At 40.2% G+C, this 14,725-nt stretch carries 11 protein-coding genes; 7 read left to right on the top strand and 4 right to left on the bottom strand.

The genetic code is table 11. From position 1 onward, the window contains the following. Window positions 1-18 precede the first annotated feature (18 nt). The 3 genes from aroA to ansB form a co-directional block, all read right to left on the bottom strand. A complete protein-coding gene (aroA, locus tag AACS90_RS20245) occupies window positions 19-1,314 on the bottom strand; it encodes a 3-phosphoshikimate 1-carboxyvinyltransferase (RefSeq protein ID WP_099121277.1) in 1,296 nt (431 codons plus the stop codon). Between the two features lie 98 nt (window positions 1,315-1,412). Continuing rightward, a complete protein-coding gene (gene serC / locus AACS90_RS20240) occupies window positions 1,413-2,501 on the bottom strand; it encodes a 3-phosphoserine/phosphohydroxythreonine transaminase (protein WP_099121276.1) in 1,089 nt (362 codons plus the stop codon). A 546-nt stretch (window positions 2,502-3,047) separates the two neighbouring features. After that, window positions 3,048-4,091: an L-asparaginase 2 gene (gene ansB / locus AACS90_RS20235; RefSeq protein ID WP_099121275.1), complete on the bottom strand. Its 1,044-nt coding sequence runs from the start codon at window positions 4,089-4,091 to the stop codon at window positions 3,048-3,050. Window positions 4,092-4,240: 149 nt separating this feature from the next. Between ansB and ycaO the strand changes: the two genes are divergently transcribed. The 7 genes from ycaO to AACS90_RS20200 all read left to right on the top strand — a co-directional run bounded on the left by ycaO (window position 4,241) and on the right by AACS90_RS20200 (window position 13,224). Beyond that, complete coding sequence (gene ycaO, locus AACS90_RS20230; protein WP_099121347.1) at window positions 4,241-6,001, top strand: 30S ribosomal protein S12 methylthiotransferase accessory factor YcaO; 1,761 nt, start codon at window positions 4,241-4,243, stop codon at window positions 5,999-6,001. A 338-nt stretch (window positions 6,002-6,339) separates the two neighbouring features. Then, on the top strand, window positions 6,340-7,191 hold the full coding sequence (focA, locus tag AACS90_RS20225) for a formate transporter FocA (protein WP_099121274.1): 852 nt from the start codon (window positions 6,340-6,342) through the stop codon (window positions 7,189-7,191). Between the two features lie 60 nt (window positions 7,192-7,251). Beyond that, the gene (pflB, locus tag AACS90_RS20220; RefSeq protein ID WP_099121273.1) at window positions 7,252-9,537 is read left to right on the top strand and encodes a formate C-acetyltransferase; all 2,286 of its coding nucleotides are present in this window, start codon (window positions 7,252-7,254) and stop codon (window positions 9,535-9,537) included. Window positions 9,538-9,673: 136 nt separating this feature from the next. Beyond that, entirely contained in the window at window positions 9,674-10,414 is a 741-nt protein-coding gene (gene pflA / locus AACS90_RS20215) for a pyruvate formate lyase 1-activating protein (RefSeq protein WP_099121272.1), read from the top strand. Window positions 10,415-10,728: 314 nt separating this feature from the next. Further along, on the top strand, window positions 10,729-12,090 hold the full coding sequence (locus tag AACS90_RS20210; protein WP_099121271.1) for an endonuclease/exonuclease/phosphatase family protein: 1,362 nt from the start codon (window positions 10,729-10,731) through the stop codon (window positions 12,088-12,090). Between the two features lie 322 nt (window positions 12,091-12,412). After that, window positions 12,413-12,580 (top strand): hypothetical protein, encoded by a 168-nt coding sequence (locus tag AACS90_RS20205; RefSeq protein ID WP_241538203.1) that lies wholly within the window; start codon window positions 12,413-12,415, stop codon window positions 12,578-12,580. Next, entirely contained in the window at window positions 12,526-13,224 is a 699-nt protein-coding gene (locus AACS90_RS20200) for a BPSS1780 family membrane protein (RefSeq protein ID WP_241538202.1), read from the top strand. Before AACS90_RS20205 ends, AACS90_RS20200 begins: the two co-directional genes overlap by 55 nt. Window positions 13,225-13,356: 132 nt before the next feature. Here the strand turns inward: AACS90_RS20200 and serS are convergent, their stop codons facing one another. Then, complete coding sequence (serS, locus tag AACS90_RS20195) at window positions 13,357-14,646, bottom strand: serine--tRNA ligase (protein WP_099121270.1); 1,290 nt, start codon at window positions 14,644-14,646, stop codon at window positions 13,357-13,359. Window positions 14,647-14,725: the final 79 nt, after the last annotated feature.

Here is a 14,725-nt window from a genome sequence, read left to right as displayed (position 1 = left end):
TAAATACATCATCATTAATCAACAATTTTCACTAGGAGTATCACTGATAGATTTAAGTTGCTTAAAATAATCGGGGAATGTCTTGGCTGTACAGCCGGGATCAAGGATCGTCACAGGGGTATCTGAAAGAGCCACTAATGAAAAACACATTGCTACCCGGTGATCATTGTAGGTTTCAATTTCCGCATGGTTAAGTTTTGCTGGTGGAATAATGCGAATGTAATCATGCCCTTCTTCTACTTCAGCTCCCACTTTACGTAGTTCTGTTGCCATCGCATTAAGACGATCAGTCTCTTTTACCCGCCAGTTATAGATATTGCGGATGACTGTTTCACCTTTAGCAAACAATGCCGTTGTCGCGATAGTCATGGCCGCATCAGGAATGGCATTCATATCCATATCGATACCAGTCAGTGTGCCACGTTCACATTCTACAAAATCATCTTCCTTACGTATGATCGCGCCCATCTTTTCCAGAACATCGGCAAATTTTGTATCACCCTGTAAACTGTTTTTACCAATACCTGTAACACGCACGGTTCCGCCTTTAATTGCTGCGGCAGCAAGAAAATATGATGCGGAAGAAGCATCACCTTCAACCAGATAGCGCCCGGGAGACTGGTACTTCTGTTGCCCTTTGATCCGAAAAACCTGATAGTGATCATTTTCTACAGTTACCCCGAAACTGTTCATTAATGCCAGCGTAATATCAATGTATGGTTTAGAAACCAAATCTCCTTTGATATCAATTTCGCTATCATTTAATGCTAAAGGAGCGGCCATTAGTAATGCGGTCAGAAATTGACTGGAAACACTGCCATCAACAGTCACTTTTCCACCTGAGAAACCACCTCTAATTCGCACTGGTGGGTAATTTTCCTGCTCAAGATAGTCAATTTTTGCCCCAGCCTGACATAAAGCCTCCACTAAATGACCAATCGGACGCTCTTTCATCCGTGGCTCACCGGTTAACACTATGTCATTATTTCCGAGACACAATGCCGCAGCCAGTGGGCGCATCGCTGTTCCTGCATTTCCCAAAAACAGTTCCAGCTCATTTTTATCGGTTATTACTCCACCAATACCATCAACCTCACAGGTAGTACGATCTTCAGATAGCCGATAAGTAATACCCAGTGCTGTTAACGCATTGAGCATATGGCGAATATCATCACTATCCAATAAATTGGTCAGGCATGTTGTTCCCTGAGCAAGAGCAGCAAGTAACAACGCACGATTGGAAACACTTTTAGAGCCGGGTAAGTTAATAGTTCCATGAATGTGAGAGATGGGTTGTAACGTCAGGGATTGCATAAACGGCAGGACTCCGGTTGGTAATTCTTGTATTTTTAATTAGTTATCGATTTAAAAGATTCATATCGGGGGATTCATCCCCCCGATAAAGAAAATCATTATGCATTACGGCGTTCAAAATCAGCCATAAACTCAACCAATGCCAGTACCCCTTCATGAGGCATCGCATTATAAATTGAAGCTCTGGCACCTCCGGCAACTTTGTGCCCTTTCAATGCATGCAAACCATGCGCATGGGCTTCTTCTAAAAACTTACCGTCGAGAGCAGGATTAGCTAACTGGAAAGGTATATTCATAATAGAGCGGTTTTGTGGCGCAACACCGTTGATATAAAAATCACTGTTATCAATCGCCTGATACAGAGATTTCGCTTTGGCATGATTGCGTTTCTTGATTTCTTGTAATCCACCCTGCTCTTTCAGCCACTTGAACACCATACCGGAGAGATACCATGCAAATGTTGGTGGTGTGTTATACATAGAATCGTTGTTCACCTGTACGGTGTAATCCAGAATGGATGGCGTGTGCTTATGGGCCTTACCCAATAAATCTTCACGAATAATAACGACGGTAATCCCTGCCGGACCAATGTTTTTCTGGGCACCTGCATAAATAACACCATAGCGGCTCACATCAATGGGTGCGGAAAGAATGGTTGAAGAATAATCAGCAACAACAATTTTATCATCACCAAAATCAGGCTCTTCAAAAATAGCAATACCACCAATGGTTTCATTAGGGCAATAATGCACATAAGCTGCATCATTACTCAAATCCCATTCACTCATTGGTTTCACACTTTTAACGCCATCTGTTTCAGTAAGAATATTAATGACATTGGGTGTACAATATTTTGCGGCTTCTTTAGCTGCACTTTCTGCCCAATAACCGCCAACGATATAGTCTGCTGACGTTTTATCACCAAGCAGATTTAATGGTAGAGCTGAAAACTGACCACGGGCACCACCATGACAGAACAGGACTTTGTAATTTTCAGGTATCGATAATAAATCCCGGAGATCTTTTTCTGCTTCGGACGCAACCGACATAAACTCTTTACTGCGATGACTGATTTCCATAACGGATGTTCCCAGTCCATGCCAGTTACAAAGTTCCTGCTCTGCACGACGTAATACTTCTGCTGGTAACATGGCTGGACCAGCACTGAAATTATATACCTGACTCATTAACTCCACCCTATCATTACGGATACAATAAAATCGGATGTATTGGTTTTATCACTCCCGCTCTACCTCTGCAATGGTTATTACTAGATTGTTACCAACTAAATCATAATGGCTACCGGGGATTCTCTCCCTTGCTCATGCAACACATCTTGAACACATTGTTTATACTCAAAAACTCAGGAATTAAATAAAATACATTCAACTATTACTCCGAAATACTATCGTTCTGATTATATAAACCCAGCCTATTTAAATAAGAACATTACTATCAAATTATATGTAACACGGGTTTAAATTAATCATAATAAAATATCAATTAGGCATACTCTGTTAATCTGAGATAATTAAAAATAAACCACATGTTTTATTAAGTTAAAATATAAACTTTCTTTTTGGCTCTATGTACAATGAGAAGAAAACATATTTAAAAGAACAAAAACAATAACCTTATAATTCCTACGTTATAAAAAATTCAACACATTAATGAAGGACATTAAAAAACAGAAAGACGCCTAAAAGCACCTTTCTGTATATTTAATTCAGGAATTAATATTTAGAAAACATTTCCTGAATTTTTGCTGTGTCAGCAGTCTGAGTCAGAGCCAATTGCAGAAGAACGCGAGCTTTCTGAGGGTTCAGGCGTTCTGATGCAACAAAACCGTATTTGCTGTCATTGACTTCAGCATTCTGAGTAGTGAAACCGAAAGGAATACGGCTGGAACGAACAACAACAACACCATCTTTAGCTGCTTGTGACAAAGAGTCCAGAATAGACTTATAGATGTTACCGTTACCAACGCCAGCACTGATAATACCTTTATAACCATTCTCTACAAATGCTTTAACCGGCAAATCGGAAGCATTAGAGTAGTTATACACAATACCTACTTTTGGCAGTTCAGTCAGTTTGCTGACATCAAAAACAGCTTTATCTGCTTTCACTGGTGCTGCAGAGTAGTAGTTTACTTTACCGTTATGAATGAAGCCTTGTGGGCCTGCGTTCACGGCCTGGAAAGCCTGAACTTCAGTTGTGCTCAGTTTACCGATGTCACGTCCATGAATTACAGAATCATTCATAGCAAGTAAAACACCACGGTTTGCAGAATCTTTATCTGACGCTACAACAACAGCATTATAGAGGTTCAATGGACCGTCAGCACCCAGAGCCGTTGATGGACGCATTGCGCCAACCATTACGATAGGTTTATGACACTGAGTGGTCAGATCGAGGAAATAAGCAGTTTCTTCCATGGTATCAGTACCGTGGGTGATGACAAAACCGTCAGTTTTATCACAGTCTGCATTGATCTTTTTCGCCAGAGTCAGCCAAACCTGATCGTTCATGTCCTGAGAACCGATGCTAACAACCTGCTCGCCTTGCAGATTAGCAATATTTTTGATAGCAGGAACAGCATTCAGCAATGAATCAACACCGACTTGACCCGCAGTGTAGCTGGATTTAGTTGCAGACTCACCACCACCAGCGATTGTGCCACCCGTTGCCAGAACAGTAATGTTTGGCAGTGCAAATGCAGAACCGCTGACTAAAGCCAAAAAGCTGGCTATTGCTGTTTTTTTAATACTTTTCATCATTCAACCTCTTGTAAAAAAAGCTATTCTAGTATGTATTGGGGAAATAAATAAACTCTAATTAACAATAATTTTTGGGAATTAAATAGAGGAGACAAAAAAAACGCCGTATGATATGTAACTCTTTACAGAAATCAAAGTGAATAATGATGACGCAGACCTACATTCCAGGCAAAGATGCCGCATTAGAAGACTCTATTAATAATTTCCAACAGAAACTGAGCACACTGGGTTTCAATATTGAAGAAGCCTCATGGCTGAACCCTGTTCCTAATGTCTGGTCAGTACATATCCGTGATCGTGACTGCCCACTCTGTTTTACTAACGGCAAAGGAGCCAGTAAAAAAGCGGCATTGGCCTCTGCGTTAGGTGAATACTTTGAACGTCTATCAACTAACTATTTTTTCGCTGATTTTTATCTTGGTAAAGCCGTAGCTCAGGGCGATTTTGTTCATTACCCGAACGAAAAATGGTTCCCTTTACCTGAAGATGATTCCCTGCCAGCAGGTATTCTGGACGAACATCTGCACCGTTTTTACAACCCGGATAATGAACTTTATGCCAGCCAGCTGGTTGATTTACAGTCTGGTAATGAAGAACGAGGGATCTGTGCTCTGCCGTTTACCCGCCAGTCTGATCATGAAACCGTCTATATTCCAATGAACATTGTTGGGAACCTGTATGTTTCAAATGGCATGTCAGCCGGTAATACCAAGAATGAAGCCCGTGTTCAGGGGCTGTCCGAGGTATTCGAACGTTATGTGAAAAACCGCATCATCGCAGAATGCATTAGCCTGCCTGAAATTCCGCAGACTATCATGGATCGCTATCCCGGCGTTGTAGCATCAGTCAATAAATTACAGGAAGAAGGCTTCCCGCTTTATTGCTACGATGCTTCTCTGGGCGGTCATTTCCCGGTTATCTGCGTTGTTCTGTTTAACCCGAATAACGGTACCTGTTTCGCCTCTTTTGGTGCTCATCCTGAATTTGGCGTTGCACTGGAGCGTACCGTCACTGAGCTTTTACAGGGTCGCAGCCTGAAAGATCTGGATGTCTTCACTGCACCAACTTTTGATGATGAAGAAGTTTCTGAGCACACTAATCTCGAAACCCATTTCATTGACTCAAGCGGAGCAATCAGCTGGGATCTGTTCAAACAGGATGCTGATTACGAATTTGCCGACTGGAATTTCAGTGGTACAACCGAAGAAGAATTTGCAACCCTGATGGGCATTTTCAATACTCTGAGTGCCGAAGTCTATATTGCTGACTATGAGCATCTTGGTGTTTATGCCTGCCGTATTCTGGTACCGGGGATGTCAGATATTTATCCGGTTGAAGATTTGCACATTGCTAATAATACGATGGGAACTCACCTGCGTGATACCATTCTGGCCTTACCGGATAGCCAGTGGCAGCCTGAAGAGTATCTGGCGTTTCTTGAGCAGATAGACGAAGAAGGGCTGGATGATTTTACCCGTGTTCGCGAATTGTTAGGGATCGCCTCAGATAAAGACAATGGCTGGAGTAATTTAAGGATTGGTGAACTAAAATCTATGCTGGCGCTGGCTGGTAATGATCTGGAGCAAGCTCTGATCTGGGTTGAGTGGACACAAGATTTCAACTCTTCTGTCTTCACCGCCGAAAGAGCAAATTATTATCGCTGCCTACATACATTGCTGCTATTAAACCAGGAAGAAGATCGTAATCCAAGCCAGTATTATCAGGCATTTGTCAAAATGTATGGTCAGGATACAGTTGATGCCGCCTCTTCAGCTCTAACTGGTAAAAATTGTTTCCACGGGCTGTGGTCTGTCGATTCAGAATTAAAAGCATTACCCGCTCATCAGGCATTATTAAATGCTTATGAAAAACTACAAAAAGCTAAACGCACTTTTTGGTGTAAATAATCTGAAATATATAAACTGTTAAATTAATGCTTACTAATTAACAAAAGTAAAAATCAGGTTAAATTGAATTTTATTTAAAATAACAAATAAATGACAATTTAACCTGTTATTTTACCTTTCGTCTATTTCACACCGAATTCCTTATATAAAATTTTTTTATAAATTTTAAAAAATATTTTTAATTTAAAAATCAATTTGTTAGAATCGAAAAACGTTATTTAGCTGGTCATATATCACTGAACTTTCAATTTAATATGATCCATATCAAATTCATGTCAGTGTCCGTTTGTTACTATCATTACGTGCTATAATTAACCTAAGATAAAGAGAGTGTTAGTATGAAAACTGACGACACTTTTAACCTATTTCCACCTGCTGTAATGGCACAAATTGCTGATGATAGTGGTGTCTATAAAGTCAACAAAAATCCAGCAGTGACTTATTTATCAGCAATTATGGCTGGTGTATTTATTTCCATTGCATTTGTTTTTTATATTACGGCTACAACAGGAACTTCTTCTATTCCCTATGGTTTAGCAAAATTAACCGGTGGAGTATGTTTCTCTTTAGGGCTGATGCTGGTCGTCGTATTTGGTGTCGACCTCTTCACTTCCACAGTGTTAACTATTGTTTCGAAAGCAACCGGCCGTATTACCTGGTCACAAATGTTCAGAAACTGGCTACACGTTTATATCGGTAATCTGATCGGTGCCCTGTTCTTTGTCACCTTGATGTGGCTGTCAGGCCAATATGCCGTTGCCAATGGTTTCTGGGGGCTGAATGTATTACAGGTCGCTGACCACAAAATGCACCATACCTTTGTCGAGGCTTTGTGCTTAGGCATTCTGGCTAACCTGATGGTATGCCTTGCCGTCTGGATGAGCTACGCAGGCCGCAGCCTTATTGATAAATTATCTGCATTAATTCTGCCAATTGGTATGTTCGTTGCCAGCGGCTTTGAACACAGCATTGCTAACATGTTTTTAATTCCTTTCGGGATTGTTATTAAAGAATTCGCTCCAACTGAGTTTTGGGAAAAAGTCGGAGCAACACCAGAGCAATTTCCCCAACTGACAATTTCAAATTTCATTACTGATAATCTGATCCCTGTAACGATGGGTAACATCATCGGCGGTTCGATATTGGTTGGGTTGACTTACTGGTTCATTTATTTACGTGGCAGCCGCTGATCTTCATTTGCTTCCACACCCAATTTTTTACAAGTTCTACTGTTAAAAGGTAAAAATATCATGTCCGAGTTAAATGAAAAATTCTCCGTAGCATGGCAAGGCTTTAACGAGGGTAACTGGCAAAATGAAGTCAATGTTCGTGACTTTATTCAGAAAAACTATACTCCGTATGAAGGTGATGAATCATTCCTTGCGGGTGCCACAAAAGCGACAGATATTTTGTGGGAAAAAGTCATGGAAGGTATCAAAATTGAAAACCGCACTCATGCGCCGGTTGATTTTGATACTAACGTTGCATCTACAATAACCTCCCATGATGCTGGTTATATTGAAAAAACTCTGGAACAAATTGTTGGCCTGCAAACTGAAGCGCCTCTGAAACGTGCCATTATCCCATTCGGCGGGATCAAAATGGTTGAAGGTTCCTGCAAGGCATATGATCGGGAGCTGGATCCGAAACTGAAACAAATTTTTACTGAATACCGTAAAACTCACAATCAGGGTGTATTTGATGTTTATACCCCTGATATTCTGAAATGCCGTAAATCAGGTGTATTGACAGGTCTTCCAGATGCTTACGGTCGTGGTCGTATCATCGGTGATTACCGTCGTGTTGCTCTGTACGGTATTGATTTTCTGCGTGATGAAAAATATGCACAATTCACTTCATTGCAGGAAAAACTGGAAAACGGTGAAGACCTTGAAGCAACTATCCGCCTGCGTGAAGAAATTTCAGAACAGTATCGCGCTCTAGGCCAGATTAAAGAGATGGCAGCTAAATATGGCTACGATATCTCTGCCCCGGCGACTAATGCCAAAGAAGCAGTACAGTGGACTTATTTCGCTTATCTGGCGGCAGTAAAATCCCAAAATGGTGCTGCGATGTCTTTCGGTCGTGTATCCAGTTTTCTGGATATCTACATCGAGCGTGATATACAGGCAGGAAAACTGACAGAGCAAGATGCGCAAGAACTGATCGACCATTTGGTCATGAAACTGCGTATGGTTCGTTTCCTGCGTACTCCAGAATACGATGAACTGTTCTCCGGCGACCCAATTTGGGCAACTGAATCTATCGCTGGTATGGGCCTGGATGGTCGTACTCTTGTTACCAAAAACAGTTTCCGTTTCCTGAATACCCTGTACACAATGGGACCATCTCCGGAACCTAACATGACCATCCTGTGGTCTGAAAAATTGCCTGCTAATTTCAAAAAATACGCGGCAAAAGTATCCATTGATACTTCATCTCTGCAATATGAAAACGATGACCTGATGCGTCCTGATTTCAGCAGCGATGACTATGCTATTGCATGTTGTGTCAGCCCGATGATTGTTGGTAAACAAATGCAGTTCTTCGGTGCCCGCGCAAACCTGGCAAAAACCATGCTGTATGCCATCAACGGCGGTATGGATGAAAAACTGAAAATGCAGGTTGGTCCAAAAGAAGAGCCAATAAAAGATAACGTTTTGGATTATGACACCGTCACCGAACGTATGGATCACTTTATGGACTGGCTGGCAAAACAGTATGTCACCGCGCTGAATATCATCCACTATATGCATGATAAATACAGCTATGAAGCTTCTTTAATGGCACTTCATGATCGTGATGTTCACCGTACGATGGCATGTGGTATTGCAGGATTATCTGTAGCAGCCGATTCTTTGTCCGCGATCAAATATGCAAAAGTAACCCCAATCCGTGACGAAAACGGTCTGGCTGTTGATTTCAAAATTGAAGGTGAATATCCACAGTTTGGTAATAATGACGCGCGTGTTGATGATATCGCTTGTGATTTGGTTGAACGCTTCATGAAGAAAATTCAGAAGTTACAAACCTATCGCAATGCAACTCCAACTCAGTCTGTGTTAACTATTACTTCTAACGTTGTTTATGGTAAAAAAACCGGTAACACGCCAGATGGACGTCGTGCAGGTGCACCATTCGGTCCGGGTGCTAACCCAATGCATGGCCGTGACCAGAAAGGGGCAATTGCTTCACTGACTTCAGTGGCTAAACTGCCATTTGCTTACGCAAAAGATGGTATTTCTTATACCTTCTCCATCGTGCCTAATGCGTTAGGTAAAAATGATGACGTGCGCAGAGCCAACTTGGCAGCTCTGATGGATGGTTATTTCCATCATGAAGCCAGCAATATTGAAGGTGGCCAACACCTGAATGTTAACGTCATGAACCGCGAGATGTTACTGGATGCTATGGAAAATCCTGAGAAATATCCTCAATTGACAATCCGTGTATCCGGCTATGCTGTACGCTTTAACTCTCTGACTAAAGAACAGCAACAGGATGTGATTACCCGTACATTTACCCAGACAATGTAAACATCCTGCTGCGTATTACCTCAAAAATGTCATTGTTTTAATAAGACAATTTTGATGAAATGAAACAGCATACACTTCAAGGCCCCTTTGCAATCGGGGCCTTTATTATCCTGTCAGTTTTTGGAGAGATCTTCCCATGCCCGTACTTGGCCGTATCCACTCTTTTGAATCCTGCGGAACCGTTGATGGCCCGGGTATTCGTTTTATTGTATTTTTTCAGGGTTGCCTGATGCGTTGCCTTTATTGCCATAATCGCGATACATGGGACACTCACACTGGTAAAGCGGTAACAGTCGAAGAACTTATAAAAGAAGCGACAACTTATCGTCATTTTATGAATGCCTCCGGAGGTGGAGTGACAGCTTCAGGTGGGGAAGCAATCCTTCAGGCTGAATTCGTTCGTGACTGGTTCAGGGCTTGCCACGCCGAGGGGATTCATACCTGTTTAGACACTAATGGCTTTGTCCGACGGTATGAGCCGGTAATTGATGAGCTACTGGATGATACTGATTTAGTCATGCTGGATCTGAAACACCTTAACGATGATATTCATCGGGAACTGGTTGGTGTTTCCAATCATAGAACACTCGAATTTGCCCGTTATCTGGCAAAACGCAATCAAAAAACGTGGATCCGTTATGTCGTTGTTCCCGGATGGTCGGATGATGACAAATCTGTCCATATGCTGGGAGAGTTCACCAAGGATATGAAGAACATCGAAAAAATTGAGTTACTTCCCTATCATGAACTGGGTAAACATAAATGGGTTGCTATGGGTGAAGAATATAAGCTGGAAGACGTAAAACCACCGTCGAAAGAGACGATGGAAAGAGTAAAAGAAATTCTGATGAGCTATGGCCATCAGGTTATTTATTAATTAAATAGACTCATCGGCTTTCAAGTAATCCCCGGCGGGTTGCGATATAACTCAAAACCCATTGGATTAGGTGCATATTTATTATTTCTCAAAATAAATAACTACTGGCTCAATCATAAATTGCAGCCAGTTTTTTGCCCCAGATATCCTTTTATTTAACTATCGTTTAGTTTAAATTTTGACATTTTCCTGCCTTATTTCCCTCATAAACTATACTAGTTAATAGTTATAGAAAATCAGCCAATAATACATAAATCATCCTTCATATTTGGCGAGTAAATAAATTTAATTTTTACACACAAGAGGGCTACCCAATGAGGAATATAATCATTTCTATTTTAGCAGCTTATACCTTTTTTATTTCTTTGAGTACACAAGCAAGTGAAACAGAATTAAAGTCAGATAAACAAATATACCATTCTAATGATAAAATTTTATTAAGTTACAATGAAACAACGACTAGATATAAAAATTGGATTGGGATCTGGAAATTTAAAGCTACTTCCAATGCCCGTCTAAACTCTTCAGGTAGTGATTCCTGGTATCAGGACTCCACTAGTAGACCATATAAATTGAAATATATTATTGGAAAAAAAGGAATATACTCCCTGAATGCCAACACACTAAGCCCCGGACGCTATATTGCTTTTTTACTCAAAGGAAAAAATGACAATCAACTAAGTCATCCTGTCATTTTTGATATCGCAGATAAGAACAATAATATTCAACTAAAAGCTCTTACATTAAATATCTGGCAGGAAGGAACTCAAGTTACAGGAGGTTATGGTGGAATAGTAAATACAATTATAAACTCAAACGCCGATATTATTTCACTTAGTGAAGTAAGAAACTATCATTCTGATTTTACTTCACAGTTATCAAAAAGTCTTAATGATAAAGGCTATAAATATTATACTTATAGATCAGGAAATGATGTCGGTATTCTTTCGAAATATCCTATTAATCAACATAGTGATATTAATAGCTTTACAAAAGCATCAATTAATATAAGTGGAGAAAATATTGAGTTTTATGCAGGGCATTTAGATTACCACAATTATGCCACTTACCTACCCAGAGGATATGATGCAAATAACTGGAGTGAACTACCAAATGGCCCTGATACTAATCTAAACGATATCTTGAATGTAAATAATAATTCTGGACGCCCTGCTTCAATTCAGGCATTTATCCCTGATGCTAAGAATGAACTTAATAATAAAAAAATCGTTATCATGGCTGGTGATTTTAATGAGCCTTCCTGGCTGGATTGGACTGAGGCAACCAAAGAACTATTTGATCATCATGGAGCTATCGTTCCTTGGACAAGTACCAAATTACTAGCCGAAGCTGGCTATCTTGATACCTATCGCACTAAATACCCTGATCCAGTTAAATATCCCGGTTTTACTTGGGTAGCAAATAATCCAGATGTCGCAATCAATAAGCTTACCTGGGCACCAAAAGCAGATGAACGTGATCGGATTGATTATATTTTTTACTATCCTAGCCCACAGTTACTGGTGAAAGATGCGTTCATTGTCGGCCCTTCCAGTAGCATAGTTAAAAGCCAAAGGGTTAAAGAATCTTCGGATGATAAATTTGTAACACCAAAAGGAGTATGGCCATCCGATCATAAAGGCGTTTTAATTACATTTAATCTGAAAATCAAATAAATTTTAAATGAAAAATTATATTATATGATTATCTAACTACTAGTTTCATATGAAATTATCTTGAAATAGTACTGATTTAAAATAACTTATATAGTAAATACCCACTTTAATACAAAGGGCATTAACCTAAAATATTAAATAATCTTATTCCTCAATATAAATGAAAAATAGAATGATAATCCTTTAATCGGAAATAAATTAACCCTTGTTGATTAATGGCTTTCATGGAACAATTCTACCTAACTTATCCAGAAATCTTCCAGGATGGATTTAGTTAATATTTAATTTGGAAATTATCATTCAATCAAATAAAGCGAAAAAAATGAATAATCAAGATCTCGAACTCAACTCTGGGGAAGGTAATATTTCCCTAACTAAAGAAAAAGAAATTTTCATTCGTGAAGGTCAGGCTGTAGGTGCTGGTGCTGCAACTGAATGGATTGGCGATGCCTGGAAGCAAATCCATTACAGTGGATACTGTTTACATTAGTCTATTTCGCCATTATTTCAGTATTGAATTTTATTCCATTTATTAATTTTTTAGTGGGTTTATTTGGTCCGGTACTTGTTGCTGGTGTTATCGCTGCTGCTGAAAAACAGAGGACTACAGGGGACTTTAAGATAGATTTACTCTTTTACGGATTTAAAGAAAAATTAGGTTCACTGGTTGCTGTTGGTGCTCTTTACATAGGAATATGTGCACTTGGAATCATTGCTGCTATTTTTATTGCAGGCTTTGGCATGATCGATTTTATTTTAGCCTCTCAAGAGGTAAATCCAGACCCATTACTATTGATTCAGGCTATCCCTTCTTTTATGTGGGCGTGTCTTGTGTTCTGTGTTTTCGCCATTATTGCTCTTGCGTTTATCTGGTTTGCCCCTGCACTGATTATTATCAATAATCTGAAATTTGGTGACGCAGTGTCAATGAGTCTGAGTGCTGTAAAGAAAAATTTATTGGGTGGTTTTCTGTTTTTCTTACTCATGGGTATTATGATGTTTGCATCAGCGATCCCCTTACTTTTAGGCTTCATTATTACCTTGCCCATGAGCCTTATTGTTTATTATACAACGTACCGCAGCATTTTTTATGCACAGGAAGAAAAACAAACACAATCAGATTTAATTGTCTAAAGTTTTTTCTTTCAATATCTATAATAAGCGCTATTTCAGTGTTTATTATTTTTCTCTAACTAAAAACGTATATGTCATTAAATAAAAAAGCGCCTCACTAGGCGCTTTTTTATTACTTAGAATAATCAGTTATTAACCAATATATTCCAGTCCATTCATATAAGGGCGTAATACTGCCGGAACTTCAATTCGGCCATCTTCCTGCTGATAGTTTTCCATCACTGCAACCAGAGTACGACCAACAGCCAGACCTGAGCCATTCAGTGTATGTACCAGCTGGGTTTTCTTATCATCTTTACTGCGGAAACGAGACTGCATACGACGAGCCTGAAAATCCCACATGTTAGAACAAGATGAAATTTCACGATAAGTATTCTGGGCCGGTAGCCACACTTCCAAATCGTAAGTTTTTCTTGAACTTGCACTCATATCTCCGGTACACAACAACATCTTACGGTACGGCAGGTTTAGTAACTGCAATACTTTTTCCGCATGTCCCGTCAGTTCTTCCAGTGCTTCCATTGATTTCTCAGGATGGACAATCTGAACCAGCTCGATTTTATCAAACTGGTGCATACGGATCAGGCCACGGGTATCACGACCATAAGAACCCGCTTCAGATCGGAAACAAGGCGTATGTGCCGTCATTCTCAAAGGAAGATCTTTCTCATCCAGAATTTCACCACGCACTAAGTTAGTCACCGGTACTTCCGCAGTCGGGATCAGCGCATAGTTACTACCAGATTCTTCTTCCAGCGCTTTAGTATGGAATAAATCTTCACCAAATTTAGGCAGCTGACCTGTACCAAACAGAGTGTCATGGTTGACCAAATAAGGAACATAGGTTTCCAGATAACCATGTTGTTCAGTATGCAAATTCAGCATAAACTGCGCCAATGCACGGTGCAAACGGGCAATCTGGCCTTTCATTACCACAAAACGCGCACCAGTTAATTTCACTGCTGCCGCAAAATCAAGACCATCAGTCAATTCACCCAATGATACGTGATCTTTCACTTCAAAATTATACTGATGCGGCTCACCCCAACGGCTGATCTCTACGTTATCGCTGTCATCTTTACCATCAGGAGAAGAATCATCAGGAATATTCGGCATACTCAGTGCAAGATCACGGATCTCAACCTGTAATGCTTCCAATTCCGCTTTTGCTGTATCCAGCTTTTCTCCCAATTGATTTACTTCCTGACGCAGTGGTTCAATATCCTCACCACGGGCTTTCGCTGCACCAATAGATTTCGATCGGGAATTACGTTCTGCTTGCAGGGTTTCAGTTTCAACTTGTAAAACTTTACGGCGCTCTTCTTGTTTACGCACCGTCTCCACATCAAGGGTATAACCCCTGCGAGCCAGTTTTTCGGCGACTGCGTCTAGCTCATTACGCAGCATATTTGGATCGAGCATGCTATTCCTGTGCTTGTTTGTTATTGAGAAAAAAGTTATTGGTAAAACAGTAATAAAATCAGTCTAGACTAAGCAGACT

It is taken from the genome of Xenorhabdus sp. KK7.4 (assembly GCF_963876465.1).
GTDB classification, from domain to species: Bacteria; Pseudomonadota; Gammaproteobacteria; order Enterobacterales; family Enterobacteriaceae; genus Xenorhabdus; species Xenorhabdus stockiae.
Note: the sequence above shows the minus strand (reverse complement) of the source record. Positions and strands in the feature narration are given on the sequence as shown.